An 18,193-nucleotide genomic window follows, 5' to 3' on the forward strand; every position below is an offset into this window, starting at 1 on the left:
AATGAAAAAATTATTATCCAGTGTAATGGGGATATTAATTGTTGTTGCTTTACTCATTAGTGCGCAACATTATTTTTCGGCACAGACAGGTACAGGAGACAAAAGTGGCAAAGTATTGAATTTATATAATTGGGGAGATTACATTGATCCCGCATTATTAAAAAAATTCACCAAAGAGACTGGCTATAAAGTTAGTTATGAAACTTTTGATTCAAATGAAGCGATGTACATGAAAATTAAGCAAGGTGGTACCTCCTACGATTTAGCGGTGCCTTCAGAATATATGATTGAAAAAATGAAAGCAGATGATTTACTATTACCACTTGATCATAGTAAATTAACTGGTTTGAAGAATTACGATAGTCGTTTTCTCAATCAATCTTTTGATAGAGGTAATAAATATTCGGTTCCTTACTTTTGGGGTACACTTGGCATTATTTACAATGACAAATATGTCAAAGCTAAAGACGTTCAACATTGGGATGATCTTTGGTCATCAAAGTTTAAAAATCAAATTATGTTAATTGACTCAGCAAGAGATGTTTTGGGCATCACCTTAATTACACAAGGGAAGTCTATGAATAACAAATCGGTAGCTGACTTAGCTGCAGCACAAGGAAAACTAACAACCTTGATGCCAAATGTCAAAGCGATTATTGCTGACGAGATTAAAATGTATATGGCTCAGGATGAAGCTGCAATAGCCGTAACTTACTCTGGTGAAGCTGCAGAAGCAATGGATAAAAATTCTCATTTGCATTATGTCGTACCTAGTGAGGGCTCGAATTTGTGGTTTGACAATATTGTGATGCCAAAAAATGCTAAACATAAAGCAGCAGCATATGCATTTTTGAATTTCATGAGTGAACCGAACAACGCTGCTCAAAATGCAGAGTATATTGGTTATGCTACACCAAATAAGAAGGCATTGGCGTTATTACCAAAATCAATTCGGGAAGATAAACAGTTTTATCCAGATGAAAAAACAATCCGTAATTTACAAACATATGATGATTTAGGACAAAAGTGGACAGAGAAGTATAATGATGCATTCTTAGAGTTTAAGATGACACAGCGATGAAATAAAGTTAATAGATTTAGTTGTGGAAATTCATTGAAAGAAGGTAATAAACATTTTTAAATTAAAAGAACAAAACCCTTGCAATGCAGGGTTTTTTTTGTTATTATATTTAAGTACGCTTTTGGAACAGTAGTAGTAAAACCCTACCGAAAGCCTAGTGTATCAATGTTTAGCGATGATGATTAAGGTTGCGACACGCGCGGCCGCGTTGCCATGGGCGCGCAAAACACAAGCAGTGTTGTCGGTTTTTAATCGAAGTTAGCTGATTTACAAAATCAACGAGGAGGCATGAAATAATGGCACAAAAGAAGATCCGTATCCGTTTGAAGGCATACGAACACCGTATCTTGGACCAATCAGCAGAAAAGATTGTTGAAACGGCCAAGCGTACGGGCGCAGAAATTGCTGGTCCTATTCCGCTACCAACTGAACGTACATTATATACAATTTTACGTTCACCACATAAGCATAAGGATAGCCGTGAGCAATTTGAAATGCGTACGCACAAGCGTTTGATCGACATTGTGAACCCTACTGACAAGACAGTTGACGCATTGCGTAAGCTTGAATTGCCATCAGGTGTTGCAATTGAAATCAAGTTGTAATCCATAACGGATATAACTTTCATGCCTTATTTGAGGCAAAATTAAAATAAGAAAAAATATTTAAGGAGATTAGTCATGACTAAAGGTATCTTAGGCCGCAAAGTCGGTATGACTCAGGTTTTTACAGAATCTGGTGAATTGATCGCCGTGACTGCTGTTGAAGCAACACCAAACGTCGTTTTGCAAGTGAAAAATGCAGAAACAGACGGATACAGTGCTATTCAACTTGGTTACCAAGACAAGCGCACAGTTTTGTCAAACAAACCTGAACAAGGCCATGCTTCAAAAGCAAATACGGCCCCTAAGCGCTACGTTCGTGAAATCCGCAATGCGGGAGACGAATTTAACGTTGGGGATGAGATTAAGGTTGACACATTCCAAGCGGGCGAATACGTCGACGTAACAGGAATCACGAAGGGACATGGTTTCCAAGGTGCTATCAAGCGTTTGGGGCAGTCTCGTGGTCCTATGACTCACGGTTCTCGTTACCACCGTCGCCCAGGTTCAATGGGTGCTATTATTAACCGCGTTTTCAAAGGTAAGCTTTTGCCAGGACGTATGGGTAATAACAAGCGAACAATGCAAAATATTGCTATTGTTCATGTTGATGTTGAAAACAATTTGTTGCTTTTGAAGGGTAACGTACCTGGTGCTAACAAATCACTTTTGACAATCAAATCAACTGTAAAAGTAAACGCAAAGCATCCTGAAGTTAAGATGGCTAATGCATCTGCATCTGCTACTAACTCAGAAGAAGCTTAATATAAATTATATAGAAAGGAGAACAATCAATCATGACTAAAGTTGCTGTATTAAAGCAAGATGGTAGTCAAGCTGCAGAAATCGAATTAAATGATGCAGTATTCGCCATCGAACCTAACAACGCCGTTATTACTGATGCAGTATTGATGCAACGTGCATCATTGCGTCAAGGTACACATGCTGTTAAGAATCGTTCTGCGGTTTCTGGTGGTGGACGTAAGCCTTGGAAGCAAAAGGGTACTGGTCGTGCACGTGCCGGTTCAATTCGTGAACCTCAGTTCCGTGGTGGTGGAATTGTTTTCGGACCTTCACCACGTTCATATGCTTACCGTATTAACCGTAAGGCATATCAATTGGCATTAAAGTCAGTTTTGTCACAAAAAGTCGCTGATAACAAGTTGGTAGTTGTTGATGCTTTGTCATTTGAAGCACCAAAGACACAAGACTTTAAGAAAGTTTTGGCAAACTTGTCAGCTGATAACAAGACATTAGTAGTTGTTGATGAAGACAACGAAAACGCAATCTTGTCAGCACGTAACTTGGCTAATGTTCAAGTTATGACAACAAAGGGTATCAACGTGCTTGATGTTGTTAATGCAGATAAGCTGGTGATTGTTCAATCATCAATCGAAGAAATCCAAGGAGGTCTTGCCTAATGGATGCACGCGATATTATCCGTCGCCCTATCATCACTGAAGCTTCAATGGCGCAAACAGAACGTAAGCGTTATGTCTTCGAAGTTGATACGCGCGCAACAAAGCCTGAAATTAAAAAAGCTATCGAAGAAATCTTTGAAGTTAAAGTTTCTGGTTTAAACACAGCAAACGTTCGTGGTAAGAAAAAGCGCCAAGGCCGTTATGTTGGTTACACACGTAAATTAAAGAAGGCAACAGTTACGTTGTCAAAAGATTCAAAAGATATTCAAATCTTTAACGAAGGTTAATCTAAATAGGAGGATAAGACATTGGCTATCAAGAGTTATAAGCCAACTTCTGCCGGACGTCGTAACATGACGACTTCAGATTTCGCTGAAATCACGAAGACGACGCCTGAAAAGAGTTTGTTGGCCAAAAAGTCAAAGACTGGTGCACGTAATGCATCTGGTCGTATGACAGTTCGCCACCATGCTGGTGGACATAAGCAAGCCTACCGTATCGTAGACTTCAAGCGTACTAAAGATGACAAGACAGCTACTGTAAAAGCTATCGAATATGATCCAAATCGTACTGCTAACATCGCTTTGTTAGTATACGAAGATGGTATCAAGTCATATATCTTGGCGCCAAAGGGATTGAAGGTTGGCGATAAAGTTCAATCTGGTCCTGATGCCGACATTAAGCCCGGCAATGCCTTGCCATTGAGTGCTATTCCTGAAGGTACTTTAATTCACAACATTGAATTGAAGCCTGGGAAGGGTGGGCAATTGGCTCGTTCAGCTGGTGCATCAGCACAAATTTTGGGACGTGATGGTAAATATATCATCATTCGCTTGACTTCAGGTGAAGTTCGTTTGGTATTAGCTACAAACCGTGCAACAATTGGTGAAGTTGGGAATGCTGAACATTCATTGATTAACTGGGGTAAAGCTGGTCGTAACCGCTGGCGTGGAAAGCGTCCACACGTTCGTGGATCAGTTATGAACCCTAACGACCACCCACACGGTGGTGGTGAAGGTAAAGCACCAGTTGGTCGTCCAAGTCCTATGTCACCATGGGGTAAGAAGACTGCCGGTAAGAAGACTCGCGATAAGAAGAAGGCTTCAACAAAGTTTATCGTTCGCGGTCGTAAGAGTAAGTAAGGGAAAGGAGACAACTAATGGCTCGTAGTTTAAAAAAGGGACCATTTGCGGACCCACACTTGCTTAAGAAGATTGAAGCGCAAGTTGATTCTGAAAAGAAATCAGTGATCAAGACATGGTCACGTCGTTCAACAATCTTCCCAAGCTTCATCGGCTTTACAATTGCCGTTTATGATGGTCGCAAGCACGTTCCGGTTTATGTGCAAGAAGATATGGTCGGACACAAGTTAGGTGAATTCGTACCAACTCGTACGTTCAAGGGACACAAGAACGACGATAAAAAGACTGGTAAATAAGGAGGAAGTGAAAAATGGCTGAACAAGTTACATCAGCTCGTGCGACTGCTAAGATCGTTCGCGTTGCCCCACGTAAGGCACGCTTAGTTCTTGACACTATTCGCCGTAAGAGCGTTAACGAAGCATACGCAATTTTGAAGTTCCTACCTAATACTTCTACTGAAGATATTTACAAGGTTTTGAACTCAGCAGTTGCTAATGCTGAAAATAACTTCTCATTAGACAGAGAAGATCTTATTGTGAAGGAAGCCTTTGCTAACGAAGGGCCAACGCTTAAGCGTTTCCGTCCTCGTGCTAAGGGTTCTGCTTCACCTATTAACAAGCGTACAAGCCACCTAACAATTGTGGTTGCTGAGAAGGAGGCAAAGTAATGGGTCAAAAGATTAACCCTACTGGATTCCGTGTCGGCGTTATTCGCGACTGGGATGCAAAGTGGTTTGCTGATAAGGCTGACTATGCTAACCAACTTCACGAAGACTTACGTATTCGTAAGTATATCGAGAAAAACTTAGCAGATGCCTCAGTTGATCGCATTGAAATTGAACGTACAACCAAGTCACGTGTTGACGTTTCTATCCAAACTGCCAAGCCAGGAATGGTTATTGGTAAGGGTGGTTCAGAAGTTGAAAAGCTTCGTACACAATTGGCAAAATTGACAGATACAGATGAAAAAGGTCGTTCAAAGCGTGTCTTTATTAACATCGTAGAAATCAAAAAGCCAGATTTGAGTGCACATTTGGTTGGACAACAAATCGCTGGTGATTTGGAACGCCGTGTGGCTTTCCGTCGCGCTATGCGTGGTGCTATCCAACGTGCTACTCGTTCAGGTGCTAAGGGTATCAAGGTTATGGTTTCAGGTCGTTTGAATGGTGCTGATATTGCACGTATTGAACAATATACTGAAGGTACAGTGCCTTTGCATACTTTACGTGCCGATATCGATTACTCATGGGATGAAGCAATGACTGCTTATGGAAACTTGGGTATCAAGACTTGGATTTACCGTGGTGATGTATTGCCACAAAAAAAGAACAGTAAGTAAGGAGGGAAGCAAACATGTTAGTACCAAAGCGTGTTAAGTTCCGTCGTGTACACCGTGGTCACATGCGTGGCGAAGCAAAAGGTGGCAAGACGGTAACATTCGGTGATTTTGGCTTGCAAGCAACAACTTCAAGTTGGATTACTAACCGTCAAATTGAAGCTGCTCGTATTGCAATGACACGTTATATGAAGCGTGGTGGTAAGGTTTGGATTAAAATCTTCCCTCATAAGTCATATACATCTAAAGGTGTCGGTGTTCGAATGGGTAACGGTAAAGGTGCACCCGAAGGTTGGGTTGAACCAGTTAAACGTGGCAAGGTAATGTTTGAAGTTGCAGGTGTTCCTGAAGCAACTGCTCGTGAAGCATTACGTTTGGCACAACACAAGTTGCCTGTACGTACAAAGATTATTGCTCGGGAGGCTGAATAATGGCTAAAGCAAGTGAATTGAAAGAATTGTCACTTGCGGATTTGCAAAAGCGCGAAGCCGAATTCAAGGAAGAATTATTCAACCTACGTTTTCAATTGGCTACTGGTCAACTAGAAAACACGGCGCGTATCGCACAAGTTCGTAAGGACATTGCACGAGTTAAGACAGTTATTCGTGCACAAGAATTGGCAAACGCCAACAAATAAGACGAAAGGAAGAAGCTGAAAAATGAGTGAAGAACGTAATACTCGTAAGGTTTACCAAGGACGAGTTGTTTCAGATAAGATGAACAAGACAATTACTGTTGCTGTTGATACTTATTTGACACATGATGTCTACGGTAAGCGTGTCAAGTACACAAAGAAGTTCAAGGCCCACGATGAAAACAATGCTGCCAAACAAGGCGATATTGTTCAAATCATGGAAACACGTCCTTTGTCTGCAACTAAGCACTTCCGTTTGGTTAAGATCGTTGAAGAGGCTGTTATTCTTTAATGATCTACCCAAAACGTCGTAATTAATTGCTAACAAGGAGGAAGAACCATGATTCAACAAGAGAGTCGTTTAAAAGTGGCTGACAACTCTGGCGCACGTGAAATCTTGACGATTAAAGTGCTCGGTGGTTCAGGCCGTAAGTTTGCTGGTGTAGGTGACATGATTGTTGCTACAGTTAAGCAAGCTATCCCTGGTGGTAACGTAAAGAAGGGTGACGTCATTAAGGCTGTTATCGTTCGTACTGTTTCTGACGTTCGTCGTGCAGATGGCTCATACATCAATTTTGATGAAAACGCCGCTGTTATCGTGAAGGACGACAAGTCACCAGTAGGTACACGTATTTTTGGTCCTGTTGCACGTGAATTGCGTGACAACGACTATATGCGTATCGTTTCATTGGCACCAGAAGTGCTCTAATACTGACAAGGAGGAGCCAAATCATGTTTGTAAAAACAGGTGATAAGGTTCGCGTCATTGCCGGCAAAGATAAGGGAAAAGAAGGCACAATCACTAAGACTGTTGCTGGAAAAGATCGCGTCGTTGTCGAAGGCGTGAACATCGTTAAGAAGCATCAAAAGCCTTCTAACGAATATCCACAAGGTGGTGTTATCGATATCGAAGCACCAATCCATGTTTCTAACGTGCAATTGCTTGACCCTTCAACTAACGAACCAACACGTGTTGGATTCAAGGTGGAAGACGGCAAGAAAATTCGCGTATCTAAAAAGTCTGGTAATGTACTAGGCTAATATTGAAAGGTGAAATCATTTTCATGGCTAATGCTTTAAAAGAAAAATATGTTAATGAAGTTCAACCTGCTTTGATCGAAAAGTTTAACTTTAAGTCATCAATGCAAGCCCCAAAGATTGATAAGATTGTCTTGAATATGGGTGTTGGTGATGCAGTTTCAAACTCAAAGAACTTGGATGAAGCGGTTGAAGAATTGAAGTTGATTGCTGGTCAACAACCAGTTATCACAAAGGCAAAGAAGTCAATCGCTGGGTTCCGTTTGCGTGAAGGTATGTCAATCGGAACAAAGGTTACACTACGTGGAGAACGTATGTATGACTTTTTAGACAAGTTGATCAACATTTCATTACCTCGTGTTCGTGACTTCCGTGGTGTATCATCAAAGGCCTTTGATGGCCGTGGTAACTACACACTGGGCATTCGTGAACAATTAATTTTCCCTGAAATTGACTTTGACAAAGTTAACCGCGTACGTGGTTTGGACATTGTTATTGTTACAACAGCGCAAAACGACGAAGAAGGTCGTGAGTTGTTAACACAAATGGGAATGCCATTTGCTAAGTAATTGGTAAATAAAAATGTTGTTGCTCTAAATGAGTGACGCGTTTTTAACTGTTATTGACAAAAATAGTCTATAATAGTTAAGAGCGTGTCATTTTGCATGATTACGTTCAAAATAAAAAGGAGGATATCGATAGATGTCTATGACTGATCCAATTGCTGATTTTTTGACTCGCGTTCGTAATGCCAATTTGGCACGTCACGAAGTAGTTGAAGCTCCAGCATCAAAAATTAAGAAGAGCATCGCTGAAATCTTGAAAGCAGAAGGTTTTATCCGTGACTTTGAATACATCGATGACAACAAGCAAGGTGTTATCCGTGTATTTCTCAAGTATGGAGAAGATCGTAATCGTGTGATTACAGGAATTCAGCGTATCTCTAAGCCTGGCTTGCGTAAGTATGCTAAGGCTGAGGAGTTACCAAAAGTTTTGAACGGTTTGGGAATTGCTATTATCTCAACTTCTGCTGGTGTTATTACCGACAAAGAAGCACGTTCTAAGCAAGTCGGTGGCGAAGTTATCGCTTACGTTTGGTAATATATCTAAGAAAGGAGACTTACCATGAGCCGTATTGGAAATAAAGCAATCACTTTACCAGCTGATGTAACTGTATCTCAAGAAGGTACAGTTGTGACAGTTAAAGGACCAAAAGGTGAATTGTCACGTGAAATCGTTTCAGCTATCACAATGACTGTTGAAGGAAACGAAGTTTCTTTCAGTCGTGATAGTGATGACAGCAAGACTCGAGCATTGCATGGCACAACTCGTGCTAACGTTGCAAATATGGTCGAAGGCGTATCTAAAGGTTTCACTAAGACATTGAAACTTGTTGGTGTTGGATATCGTGCAGCAAAGTCAGGATCAAAATTGACTTTGAGTGTTGGATATTCTCATCCTGTTGACTTTGAAGATCGTGAAGAATTGAGTGTTGAAGTACCAGATGCTTTGACAATCAAAGTTTCAGGAATTTCAAAGCAAAAGGTTGGCGATTTAGCAGCTGAAATTCGTGCCGTACGTTCACCAGAACCTTATAAAGGTAAAGGTATTCGTTACGAGGGCGAAGTTGTACGTCGTAAGGAAGGTAAGACAGGAAAGTAATTTATTACTTTTTGTCTGCCAAAACTTTATTAATAATAAACTTAAAATGGCAGTTGCCATAAGAAAAGGAAAGCACAGCTATGATTTCAAAACCAGATAAGAATAAGCTCCGCGTAAAGCGCCACAAGCGTGTTCGTGGAAAAATCTCTGGTACTGCTGCTCGCCCACGTTTGAACGTTTTCCGTTCTAATGCAAACATCTACGCTCAATTAATTGATGACGTAGCGGGTGTAACGCTAGCAAGTGCCTCAAGTCATGATGCCGAAGTAACGGGATCAAAGACAGAACAAGCAGTTAAGGTTGGTGAGTTGATCGCTTCACGTGGTAAAGCCGCAAACATCGAAGAAGTTATTTTCGATCGTGGTGGTTACGTTTATCATGGACGTGTTCAAGCACTAGCAGAATCAGCCCGTGAAAACGGCTTGAAGTTCTAAGGAAAGGAGGAATATAAAAATGGTTGAATTCGTTAATCCTAAGTCACTTGGTGAATTAGAAGAGAACGTTGTTGCTATTAACCGTGTCACAAAGGTTGTCAAAGGTGGCCGTCGCTTGCGTTTCGCAGCTTTGGTCGTCGTTGGTGATAAGCAAGGACACGTTGGTTTTGGTACTGGTAAAGCACAAGAAGTTCCTGAAGCTATCCGCAAGGCTATTGAAGATGCTAAGCGTAAGTTGATTACTGTGCCAACAGTTTCTACAACTATTCCTCATGATGTCCTTGGTGAATGGGGCGGCGGTAAGATTTTAGTTAAGCCCGCCGAAGAAGGATCTGGTGTTGCCGCTGGTGGTGCAGCACGTTCCGTTATGGAACTTGCTGGTATTGCCGATGTGACTGCTAAGTCACTTGGTTCAGCAACACCAATTAACGTTATTCGTGCTACTTTCGATGCTCTTACAAGCTTGAAAGATGCCGAAGAAGTTGCTAAGTTGCGTGGTGTTTCTTTAGAACACTTAGCTGAATAAGGAGCGATAAAATGGCTGATTTGAAAATCACTTTGATTAAGAGTGCGGTTCATCGCTTACCTAAGCAACGCGCGATCGTTAAGTCTCTTGGACTTGGACGCGTATCTAGTTCAGTGGTGAAGCCTAACAACGAAGCTACACGTGGTGCGATTTTCCATATTGCTCACCTAGTTAACGTTGAAGAAGTTAAGTAATTACACAATTAAAATAGGAGGTACCGAAAGATGAATTTGAACGAATTACAACCAGCTGCCGGTTCACGTCATGTACGTAACCGTGTTGGTCGTGGTACATCATCTGGAAACGGTAAGACATCCGGACGTGGTCAAAAGGGTCAAAAGGCTCGTGGCAAAGTGCGTTTGGGGTTTGAAGGTGGTCAAATGCCTTTGTACCGTCGTATTCCAAAGCGTGGATTTACTAACATTTCACGTAAGGAATTCGCAGTTGTTAACTTGAACAAGTTAAACAGCTTTGATGATGGTACAGAAATTACACCAACACTTTTGATTGAAAACGGTATTGTTAAAAATCAAAAGTCTGGTATTAAGATTTTGGCTGTTGGTCAACTTGAAAAAAAGTTGACTGTTAAGGCACATAAGTTCTCTGCAGCAGCGGTTGCTGCAATCGAACAAGCCGGTGGGTCAACTGAGGTACTTTAATGCTTAGCACGTTATTTAATGCAGTACGTGAAAAGGACATTCGCAAAAAATTAGGGTGGACGTTTTTTATTCTGTTTATTTACAGAGTTGGAACGCACATAACTGTGCCTGGTGTTAACCCTTCCGCTATGTCTGAGATGGCTAGTTCCGGATTAATGAACATTTTGAACATCTTTTCTGGTGGTGGCCTGACAAACTACTCGTTGTTCGCAATGGGCGTGTCACCATACGTGACAGCACAAATTATTGTACAACTTTTGCAATTAGATATCGTGCCTCGCTTTGTTGAATGGAGTAAGCAAGGTGAAGTTGGTCGCCGAAAGTTGAATAACGCTACGCGGTGGTTAACACTTGTCCTTGCGTTTGTTCAATCTGTTGGTATCACAGCTGGATTTAATTCATTGTCATCCTATGGATTAGTGAGTCAAACCAATAGCGTAATGTCATTTGTTGTAATCGGTTCTGTTATGACTATTGGAACTTTTTTTGCAATGTGGCTTGGGGAAATGATTACTGAAAAAGGCTTAGGAAACGGCGTTTCAATGATTATTTTTGCGGGTATAATCGCCCAAGCACCAGAAGGTTTCTATGAAATTTTCAAAGAAAATATTCTGCAATCAGACAGTAGTGACATACTTAATGGTTGGATATTTGTTGTTGTATTAGTTATAGCGATGATTTTAGTGGTTGCATTTACGACATGGTCTTATGAAGGAACTCGTCGTCTACAAATGCAGTATACGCGATCTGCCACATCATATGGTAGTGAAGCATATTTACCATTAAAAGTAAATGTTTCTGGCGTTATACCTGTCATATTTGCTTCATCATTTATTAGTACGCCACAAACGGTTATGTTAGCGTTTCAAGACAAATATTCATCAGCCCAGTGGTACCAAATTATGCAACAGATATTCAGTATGACGACTTTGCCTGGTGCAATTTTATATACTGCATTGATTGTTGTTTTCACATATTTTTATGCCTTTGTTCAAGTTAATCCTGATAAGTTATCAGAGAATCTACAAAAGCAAGGTGCATATATTGTTGGTGTTCGTCCCGGTGCAGAAACAAAAGCTTTCGTTTCAAAACTCTTGTTAAATTTGAGTTTTGTTGGATCAATTTTCTTGGGCGTTGTTGCGTTGGTTCCTTTGATTGCATCGGATGTCTGGGGACTTAATGAAAAGATAGGTCTTGGTGGTACAAGCCTGTTAATTTCAATAGGTGTCGCTTTGGATTTGATTCGCCAAATTGATGGTTTGATGCAGAAAAAAAATTACGTTGGATTTATTACAAAAGATCAGTTAGCAGCTCGGGAGGCAATCAATGGCTAAAAATTTGATTTTGTTGGGTTTGCCAGGTGCTGGTAAAGGCACACAAGCAGACTTTATTGTGAAGGATTATTCTATTGTTCATATTAGTACTGGAGATATTTTCCGTGCTAATTTGGCAGAAAATACCGAATTAGGACAAAAGGCGCGTCAATTCATGGATGCGGGCGACTTAGTTCCTGATGAAATCACAAATGCTATGGTTGCTGATCGTTTAAACCAACAAGACGTTGAAACTGGTTTCATGCTTGATGGATATCCTCGTAATGAAGCACAAGCAGTATTCCTAGATAAGTATTTATCAGATAACGGTAAATCTGTATCAGCAACATTATATTTTGAAGTTGCTGATACATTGTTGCGCGAGCGTCTTTTGGGACGTGGCCGAGCAGATGATACACCCGAAGTTATTGACAACCGTTTGGCAGTTAATAAGGCGGCTAACTTGCCCTTGGTAGAGTACTATCAAAAAGCAGGTGTGTTGCACACAATCGATGGCGGTCGTGAACTTGCTGATGTGTATCATGATGTTAAGGAAGTTTTGGACAATTTAAATTAATTATTCAAAACACCATTGTTGAGAGATATCAGTTTTTCTGGTATAATTTGATAGGTTAAGCACTTATCAACAATGTTGAACATTATAAGCACAGGAGGTTAAGTGCGTGGCCAACGATGTCATTGAAATCGAAGGTAAAGTGAAAGAAACTTTGCCAAATGCGATGTTCCAAGTGGAACTCGAAAACGGAGCTGTGATCTTAGCGCATGTATCTGGTAAAATTCGAAAGAATTTTATCCGTATCTTGCCAGGTGATCGTGTTACCGTTGAAATGTCACCATACGACTTAACGAAGGGTCGTATTACTTATCGTTTCCGATAAGTAAAAGATATAATAATCAGTTAACCGAATAGGAGGAATAGATTATGAAAGTACGCCCATCAGTTAAAAAGATGTGTGATGCTTGTCGTGTTATCAAGCGTAATGGTCGAACAATGATCATTTGTTCTGCTAACCCCAAGCATAAGCAACGCGCTGGAAAGTAATTTCTGCGTGTTATAAATATTGATTGAATAAAGACATAACTGTCATTTTCAAAAATACTAAAGGAGGTAAATTGTTATGGCTCGTATAGCAGGTATAGATTTGCCACGTGACAAGCGAATTGTCATTGGCTTAACTTACATCTACGGAATCGGTAATACTACTGCACAAAAGGTCTTGGCTGAAGCTGGCGTTTCTGAAGACGTTCGCGTTCGCGATTTAACGTCTGACCAAGAAGATGCCATTCGTGCAACAGTTGACAAGTTAAACTTGCAATTAGAAGGTGACCTACGTCGTAAGGTATCACTTGATATTAAATCATTGCAAGAAATTGCATCATACCGTGGCATTCGTCATCGTAAGGGCTTGCCCGTTCGTGGACAAAACACGAAGAACAACGCTCGTACACGTAAAGGCCCAGCTAAAGCAATTGCTGGAAAGAAAAAGTAATTTACTTTTTCTTGTTGTATCCTCATCGATGCGACACATGATTATCGCAACCAAAGTTGCGTAATGTTGGTTAATTTATTTTAACCCGAGAAATTATAAGAAAGTATTGAAAAGGAGGCAAATAAATGGCAGGTCGTACAACGCGTAAGCGTCGTGTGAAGAAGAATATTGAATCTGGTGTGGCTCACATCCATTCAACATTCAACAACACTATTGTAATGATTACTGATGCACAAGGTAACGCAGTTGCTTGGTCATCAGCTGGTGCACTTGGCTTCAAAGGAAGTCGTAAGTCAACACCATTCGCTGCTCAAATGGCGGCGGAAGCTGCAGCAAAAAGTGCCATGGAAATTAACATGCGTACAGTTGCAGTAACTGTTAAGGGTCCTGGCTCAGGTCGTGAATCAGCTATCCGTGCTTTGGCAGCAGCTGGCTTGGAAGTAACATCAATTAAGGATGTTACACCAGTTCCCCATAACGGATCACGCCCACCAAAGCGTCGTCGTGTTTAATTGAATTTCATTGCTCTTGCTGTGAAAGAAGGGGTAAGAATTTACAGATGATTGAATTTGAAAAGCCAAATATTCATAACATCGAAGAGGATGCCCGCTACGGCAAATTTGTTGTAGAGCCTCTTGAGCGTGGATATGGTACGACACTTGGTAACTCATTGCGTCGTATCTTATTGTCTTCGCTTCCTGGCGCAGCCGTTAATACGGTGCAAATTGACGGCGTGGTTCACGAGTTTTCAACCGTGGATGGCGTTGTTGAAGATGTCACACAAATTATCTTGAACCTCAAGAAGGTTGTGTTGGCGATTGACTCAGATGATGAACGCTCACTTGAAATTGATATTCAAGGGCCGGCAGATGTAACAGCTGCAGATTTGCAGGGTGGTGCTGATGTTGAAGTTTTGAATCCTGATTTACATATCGCTACTGTGGCAGCTGGTAAGTCATTACATATGACAGTCACGGCGGTCAAAGGTCGTGGATATACATCAGCTGATGAAAATAAGAAGCTACGTGATGAAATGCCTATTGGTGTTTTAGCCGTCGATTCTATTTATACACCTATCGAACGTGTAAACTACCAAGTAGAAAATACACGTATCGGTGCGCGTGACGATTATGATAAGCTTACTTTTGATATTTGGACAAATGGTTCTATCAAACCAAGTGATGCTTTGAGTTTGGGTGCTAAGATCTTAGCTGAGCATCTTGGTTTGTTTATGGATATTTCTCCTGTAGCTGCTGAAGCTAGTGTTATGGTTGAAGCAGAGCCTGTTGCTGCTAGTGCATCAGATTCTGCCCCAATTGAAGATCTAGATTTATCTGTTCGCTCATATAATTGTCTCAAACGGGCCGGTATCAACACTATTGTAGAGTTGACGGATCGCACTGAAGCTGACATGATGAAAGTGCGTAACCTCGGTCGGAAATCACTTGACGAAATCCAAGAAAAGCTCACTGATATGAACTTAGGATTTCGCAAGGAAGATTAACACATGTCTTTAAATTAAAAAAAGGAGGATTCACCAATGGCATATCGTAAATTGGGTCGTACATCTTCACAACGTAAAGCTATGTTGCGTGATTTGACAACTGATCTTTTGATCAATGGTCGTATTACTACTACTGAAGCACGCGCTAAAGAAGTTCGTAAGACAACTGATAAAATGATTACATTAGGTAAGCGTGGCGACTTAAACGCTCGCCGTCAAGCAGCTACTTTTGTTCGTAACGAAGTTGCGGATGTTATAGAAGATGGCGACGATGTTAAAGTGCAATCAGCTTTGCAAAAGTTGTTTGATGATGTTGCACCTCGCTTTGCAGAACGTAATGGTGGTTATACACGAATTCTCAAGACAGTCCAACGTCGTGGCGATGCTGCGCAACTGGTTATCTTGGAGCTCGTTGATTAACAATAACAAAAAAACTTGAGAATTTATTTCTCAAGTTTTTTTTTCTAATTTTTACGATTTAATAATAATGTGGCAAGATGACTTAATTTTTGGCGTAATGCATTATTTGGTAATTTATTCAGTAGATCATCAAGCTCTTGACTATATTCAGCTAAAAGAGAATTTAGACGCGACATGGCACCACTTTCAATAACAATATTGTGAATGTGTACGAGTTGATTATCAGTAATTCCATCTCTCAAAGCCAGTAGTTCTTTCAATTCTGCATTGATATCTGGATTTTCTAAGGCAAATAAGATAGGTGCTGTGTAGATGCCATTTCGAATGTCTTGACCAGCAGGTTTACCGAGTGAGAGCTGTTCAGTAATTGACTCAAAATCAAGATAGTCATCTAATAACTGAAAAGCAATGCCAAGATTCTCACCAAGTTTACTTACAACATCAAGTAATTGAGAATTTACACCCTCTGAGCTTGTGGCTCCGAATAGGACACTGAGTTTAAATAAAGCAGCTGTCTTACCGGTGATTTGAGTGAGATAGTTATCAAAAGAAGTGTCAGTCAAATATCGGTTGTGTTTTTGTGTTAACTCACCAAATAAGATATTTCTTAAAGCTTCTAATGCCAGCTTATTTGCTTGAATATTGTCAGCATCATTTAATAATGATAACATTCCAGTAAGCAAGTAATCACCAGCATAAACAGCTGTATCCTTACCAAAATGTGCTTGAATACTATCTTGTCCACGTCTCAGTTTGGATTCGTCAATGATATCATCGTGTATTAGTGTAGCAAGGTGCAAAAGTTCAACACTTGCTCCTAATACGATAGCCTTCTGATTATATGGCGCATCAGTTAATTCAGAGAAAAGTAATGTCAGTGCAGGACGAACTAATTTTCCAGCACTAGCTTGTGAACGAATGGCACTATCGATTTCTGAAAAACCAATGTGCCAACTTTCAGACATTTCTATTAATACTTTTTGAAGTGGTGGATTTAATTCTGGGAAAGTGTCCCAAATTTTTGGTAACGACGGCATTGCCATGGGAGTCTCTTTTCATTGATTATGTACAAAGTGCGAGAATAATGATCCTCGCACTTTATTATTATAACTTATTTTTCTAATTCATTATATGTTGATTTTGCTTTACCATACCAGAGGCCACCAAAAGTCTTTTGGAGTAGTGGTACAACATAAAAATCTAAACCAAATCCACGACCAGAACCGTTCATGATTGCCAAACTGCTCAACATGACAAACCAGTGCGTGAGTTCAAACGAATGTGTTGCTCCGGAAACAATCGTAAGGAGGATTGATAACAAGCCCAAAGGCCACGTAAATAGTCCAAGTAAGATGCCTGCGCCAGTGACAATTTCAATAAAGCTAGCAAGACCACTTTGCCAGAAGAAACTGTTTAAATCACCGGCATTTCCTAGTGCAACTAAAATCCAAAATACACCTAAAAACAGACGTAATGGTGTTGACCATAGGACATTGCCAAGACGTGATATGCTTCCCTTGAACGGATTGCGGCCGTCTTCTGTACGGAAGAATTCATCCAACATATAATGGAAGATAGAGTAGGCTGAACGGATTTGTGAGTAGAAGAAGAGATTGATACCGTGCTTTGCAATGCTGGCGATGAATCCTGAAAAGTTAAGACCCATCAAGCTAGCGACAGTGTAATGAGATCCAATCGAAACCGCGAAACCGTGATACTTTACCGCTTCAGAAAATGTTTTGGCTTTGCCCAGTCCAAAATCAGCAAGGATATTAGCAGACGCTGCACGAGCAGCACTTTCGGCACCTTCAACGGTTTGTGGGATTGGTCCTGTTTTTTCATCAACGTAAGAAAGCGTATCTCCAGCCACATAAATGTCCTTTTCTGGAGTGCCATCTTCTTTAGTGGCGCGCATATAATCATCAGCCTCAATACGACCACCACGACCGTATTTGAATCCCCAGTTTGATATGAATGATTTGGCTTTGACACCAGCAGTCCATATTAATGATTTTGTTGGTAATGTCGATCCGTCTTGGAAGAATACACCGTTCTCATCGACCCCAGTGACTCTTGAGTTCAATCTTATATCAACACCATTGTCTTCCATATATTTGAAAGCCTTGTCAGCTAATTTACGATCTTTTAACATATTTAGGATAGAAGGAGATGCCTCAAGCAGGACAAGCTTAATCTCGCTCTCATCTAATTTGTAGGTTTGAGCCAATACTTTACGTTGCTCGATAAATTCGCCCATCAGTTCGGCGCCCGTGAAACCAGATCCTACAACGGCAATAGTTAACATTTGTTCACGCTTGTCAGGATCAAGCTCAGCGGCTCCTTGGCCAATAATGTTTTCAATATGATTTCGAATTTTGAGTGATTCTTCCATTGACCATAATTCAAATCCGTGTTCTTTAACGCCTGGCGTACCAAAATCGTTTGACTGCCCACCAACTGCTAAAACAAGTTTTTCGTATGGAATATCACCCTGTGTTGTTGAGATTGTCTTCTTATCTTTATTGATATTTGTTACTTCTGTCGTTAATAATTTAACATTCTTATCTTGGTAGAAGAGATGTTCTAAATCTTCTTGCACGTGTTTTGGTTTAACACGTTGAGAAGCAACTTCATGTAACTCTGTCATGTATGTAAAGTATGAATGCTTATCAACTAAGATGATATTATACTCTTTATGACTTCTTAGCTTTTTAGACAATGTTTTTGCTGCGAAGACGCCACCAAAACCGGCGCCGACAATGACGATATTTTTCTCGTTCATGGGATGCTTCCTTTGTGAAATTTATTGTTTATTAGCGTTTTACCTCTTCTAGTATAGACTAGTTTATGCTAATTTACTAGGTTTATGAGAGTAGTTCTTTGTGAAAATATGGAATTTGTATTGTGAAAT

Annotated in this window: 31 protein-coding genes; 29 read left to right on the forward strand and 2 right to left on the reverse strand. The window is 40.5% G+C overall.

What is annotated here, in order from left to right:
- The first annotated feature begins 1 nt into the window (after position 1).
- From JNUCC76_RS00850 to rplQ, 29 genes are all read left to right on the forward strand, one after another.
- Entirely contained in the window at positions 2–1,081 is a 1,080-nt protein-coding gene (locus JNUCC76_RS00850; protein ID WP_454155039.1) for an ABC transporter substrate-binding protein, read from the forward strand.
- A gap of 296 nt (positions 1,082–1,377) precedes the next feature.
- A complete protein-coding gene (gene rpsJ, locus JNUCC76_RS00855) occupies positions 1,378–1,686 on the forward strand; it encodes a 30S ribosomal protein S10 (RefSeq protein ID WP_002816040.1) in 309 nt (102 codons plus the stop codon).
- Between the two features lie 75 nt (positions 1,687–1,761).
- A complete protein-coding gene (rplC, locus tag JNUCC76_RS00860) occupies positions 1,762–2,448 on the forward strand; it encodes a 50S ribosomal protein L3 (RefSeq protein ID WP_025267687.1) in 687 nt (228 codons plus the stop codon).
- A gap of 32 nt (positions 2,449–2,480) precedes the next feature.
- On the forward strand, positions 2,481–3,104 hold the full coding sequence (gene rplD / locus JNUCC76_RS00865; RefSeq protein WP_072612946.1) for a 50S ribosomal protein L4: 624 nt from the start codon (positions 2,481–2,483) through the stop codon (positions 3,102–3,104).
- Positions 3,104–3,391, forward strand: a complete 288-nt coding sequence (gene rplW / locus JNUCC76_RS00870; protein WP_002816036.1) for a 50S ribosomal protein L23 — start codon at positions 3,104–3,106, stop codon at positions 3,389–3,391. Before rplD ends, rplW begins: the two co-directional genes overlap by 1 nt.
- A 21-nt stretch (positions 3,392–3,412) precedes the next feature.
- Positions 3,413–4,246 carry a 50S ribosomal protein L2 gene (gene rplB, locus JNUCC76_RS00875; protein WP_454155042.1) on the forward strand — a complete coding sequence of 278 codons (834 nt, stop codon included), beginning with the start codon at positions 3,413–3,415 and terminating at the stop codon, positions 4,244–4,246.
- A 17-nt stretch (positions 4,247–4,263) separates the two neighbouring features.
- On the forward strand, positions 4,264–4,542 hold the full coding sequence (rpsS, locus tag JNUCC76_RS00880) for a 30S ribosomal protein S19 (protein WP_002816034.1): 279 nt from the start codon (positions 4,264–4,266) through the stop codon (positions 4,540–4,542).
- A 14-nt stretch (positions 4,543–4,556) separates the two neighbouring features.
- Positions 4,557–4,913, forward strand: coding sequence for a 50S ribosomal protein L22 (gene rplV, locus JNUCC76_RS00885; protein ID WP_002816032.1), 357 nt, complete (start codon positions 4,557–4,559; stop codon positions 4,911–4,913).
- Positions 4,913–5,584, forward strand: a complete 672-nt coding sequence (rpsC, locus tag JNUCC76_RS00890) for a 30S ribosomal protein S3 (protein WP_002816031.1) — start codon at positions 4,913–4,915, stop codon at positions 5,582–5,584. The genes rplV and rpsC overlap by 1 nt, the downstream gene beginning before the upstream one ends.
- Before the next feature lie 14 nt (positions 5,585–5,598).
- Positions 5,599–6,012, forward strand: a complete 414-nt coding sequence (rplP, locus tag JNUCC76_RS00895) for a 50S ribosomal protein L16 (protein ID WP_002816029.1) — start codon at positions 5,599–5,601, stop codon at positions 6,010–6,012.
- A complete protein-coding gene (gene rpmC / locus JNUCC76_RS00900) occupies positions 6,012–6,218 on the forward strand; it encodes a 50S ribosomal protein L29 (protein ID WP_002816028.1) in 207 nt (68 codons plus the stop codon). Before rplP ends, rpmC begins: the two co-directional genes overlap by 1 nt.
- A gap of 22 nt (positions 6,219–6,240) precedes the next feature.
- Entirely contained in the window at positions 6,241–6,507 is a 267-nt protein-coding gene (gene rpsQ / locus JNUCC76_RS00905) for a 30S ribosomal protein S17 (RefSeq protein ID WP_002816027.1), read from the forward strand.
- 48 nt (positions 6,508–6,555) lie between these two features.
- Complete coding sequence (rplN, locus tag JNUCC76_RS00910; RefSeq protein ID WP_002816026.1) at positions 6,556–6,924, forward strand: 50S ribosomal protein L14; 369 nt, start codon at positions 6,556–6,558, stop codon at positions 6,922–6,924.
- A gap of 23 nt (positions 6,925–6,947) precedes the next feature.
- Positions 6,948–7,256, forward strand: a complete 309-nt coding sequence (gene rplX / locus JNUCC76_RS00915; RefSeq protein ID WP_011679135.1) for a 50S ribosomal protein L24 — start codon at positions 6,948–6,950, stop codon at positions 7,254–7,256.
- Positions 7,257–7,279: 23 nt separating this feature from the next.
- Positions 7,280–7,822, forward strand: coding sequence for a 50S ribosomal protein L5 (gene rplE / locus JNUCC76_RS00920; RefSeq protein ID WP_002816024.1), 543 nt, complete (start codon positions 7,280–7,282; stop codon positions 7,820–7,822).
- A 133-nt stretch (positions 7,823–7,955) separates the two neighbouring features.
- Positions 7,956–8,354 (forward strand): 30S ribosomal protein S8, encoded by a 399-nt coding sequence (rpsH, locus tag JNUCC76_RS00925; protein ID WP_002816023.1) that lies wholly within the window; start codon positions 7,956–7,958, stop codon positions 8,352–8,354.
- Between the two features lie 24 nt (positions 8,355–8,378).
- Entirely contained in the window at positions 8,379–8,915 is a 537-nt protein-coding gene (gene rplF, locus JNUCC76_RS00930; RefSeq protein WP_454155047.1) for a 50S ribosomal protein L6, read from the forward strand.
- A gap of 80 nt (positions 8,916–8,995) precedes the next feature.
- On the forward strand, positions 8,996–9,349 hold the full coding sequence (rplR, locus tag JNUCC76_RS00935; protein WP_454155049.1) for a 50S ribosomal protein L18: 354 nt from the start codon (positions 8,996–8,998) through the stop codon (positions 9,347–9,349).
- Positions 9,350–9,368: 19 nt separating this feature from the next.
- Positions 9,369–9,875 (forward strand): 30S ribosomal protein S5, encoded by a 507-nt coding sequence (gene rpsE, locus JNUCC76_RS00940; RefSeq protein ID WP_002816020.1) that lies wholly within the window; start codon positions 9,369–9,371, stop codon positions 9,873–9,875.
- 11 nt (positions 9,876–9,886) lie between these two features.
- Entirely contained in the window at positions 9,887–10,069 is a 183-nt protein-coding gene (rpmD, locus tag JNUCC76_RS00945; RefSeq protein ID WP_002816019.1) for a 50S ribosomal protein L30, read from the forward strand.
- Between the two features lie 30 nt (positions 10,070–10,099).
- Entirely contained in the window at positions 10,100–10,534 is a 435-nt protein-coding gene (rplO, locus tag JNUCC76_RS00950) for a 50S ribosomal protein L15 (protein WP_010292117.1), read from the forward strand.
- Positions 10,534–11,868: a preprotein translocase subunit SecY gene (gene secY / locus JNUCC76_RS00955; RefSeq protein WP_454155052.1), complete on the forward strand. Its 1,335-nt coding sequence runs from the start codon at positions 10,534–10,536 to the stop codon at positions 11,866–11,868. Before rplO ends, secY begins: the two co-directional genes overlap by 1 nt.
- On the forward strand, positions 11,861–12,424 hold the full coding sequence (locus JNUCC76_RS00960; RefSeq protein ID WP_454155054.1) for an adenylate kinase: 564 nt from the start codon (positions 11,861–11,863) through the stop codon (positions 12,422–12,424). Before secY ends, JNUCC76_RS00960 begins: the two co-directional genes overlap by 8 nt.
- Before the next feature lie 106 nt (positions 12,425–12,530).
- The gene (infA, locus tag JNUCC76_RS00965) at positions 12,531–12,746 is read left to right on the forward strand and encodes a translation initiation factor IF-1 (protein WP_002816015.1); all 216 of its coding nucleotides are present in this window, start codon (positions 12,531–12,533) and stop codon (positions 12,744–12,746) included.
- A 44-nt stretch (positions 12,747–12,790) separates the two neighbouring features.
- Complete coding sequence (rpmJ, locus tag JNUCC76_RS00970; RefSeq protein ID WP_002816013.1) at positions 12,791–12,910, forward strand: 50S ribosomal protein L36; 120 nt, start codon at positions 12,791–12,793, stop codon at positions 12,908–12,910.
- A 76-nt stretch (positions 12,911–12,986) separates the two neighbouring features.
- Positions 12,987–13,358, forward strand: coding sequence for a 30S ribosomal protein S13 (gene rpsM, locus JNUCC76_RS00975; RefSeq protein ID WP_002816010.1), 372 nt, complete (start codon positions 12,987–12,989; stop codon positions 13,356–13,358).
- Positions 13,359–13,483: 125 nt separating this feature from the next.
- A complete protein-coding gene (rpsK, locus tag JNUCC76_RS00980) occupies positions 13,484–13,870 on the forward strand; it encodes a 30S ribosomal protein S11 (protein WP_011679137.1) in 387 nt (128 codons plus the stop codon).
- A gap of 47 nt (positions 13,871–13,917) precedes the next feature.
- A complete protein-coding gene (locus tag JNUCC76_RS00985; RefSeq protein WP_011679138.1) occupies positions 13,918–14,862 on the forward strand; it encodes a DNA-directed RNA polymerase subunit alpha in 945 nt (314 codons plus the stop codon).
- Between the two features lie 36 nt (positions 14,863–14,898).
- On the forward strand, positions 14,899–15,282 hold the full coding sequence (rplQ, locus tag JNUCC76_RS00990) for a 50S ribosomal protein L17 (protein ID WP_002816006.1): 384 nt from the start codon (positions 14,899–14,901) through the stop codon (positions 15,280–15,282).
- A 44-nt stretch (positions 15,283–15,326) separates the two neighbouring features.
- Here the strand turns inward: rplQ and JNUCC76_RS00995 are convergent, their stop codons facing one another.
- Together JNUCC76_RS00995 and JNUCC76_RS01000 are read right to left on the reverse strand one after the other, a co-directional pair.
- A complete protein-coding gene (locus tag JNUCC76_RS00995) occupies positions 15,327–16,325 on the reverse strand; it encodes a polyprenyl synthetase family protein (RefSeq protein ID WP_454155058.1) in 999 nt (332 codons plus the stop codon).
- A gap of 68 nt (positions 16,326–16,393) precedes the next feature.
- Positions 16,394–18,064, reverse strand: a complete 1,671-nt coding sequence (locus tag JNUCC76_RS01000; protein WP_454155060.1) for an FAD-dependent oxidoreductase — start codon at positions 18,062–18,064, stop codon at positions 16,394–16,396.
- Positions 18,065–18,193: the final 129 nt, after the last annotated feature.

The organism is Leuconostoc sp. JNUCC 76 (assembly GCF_053667755.1).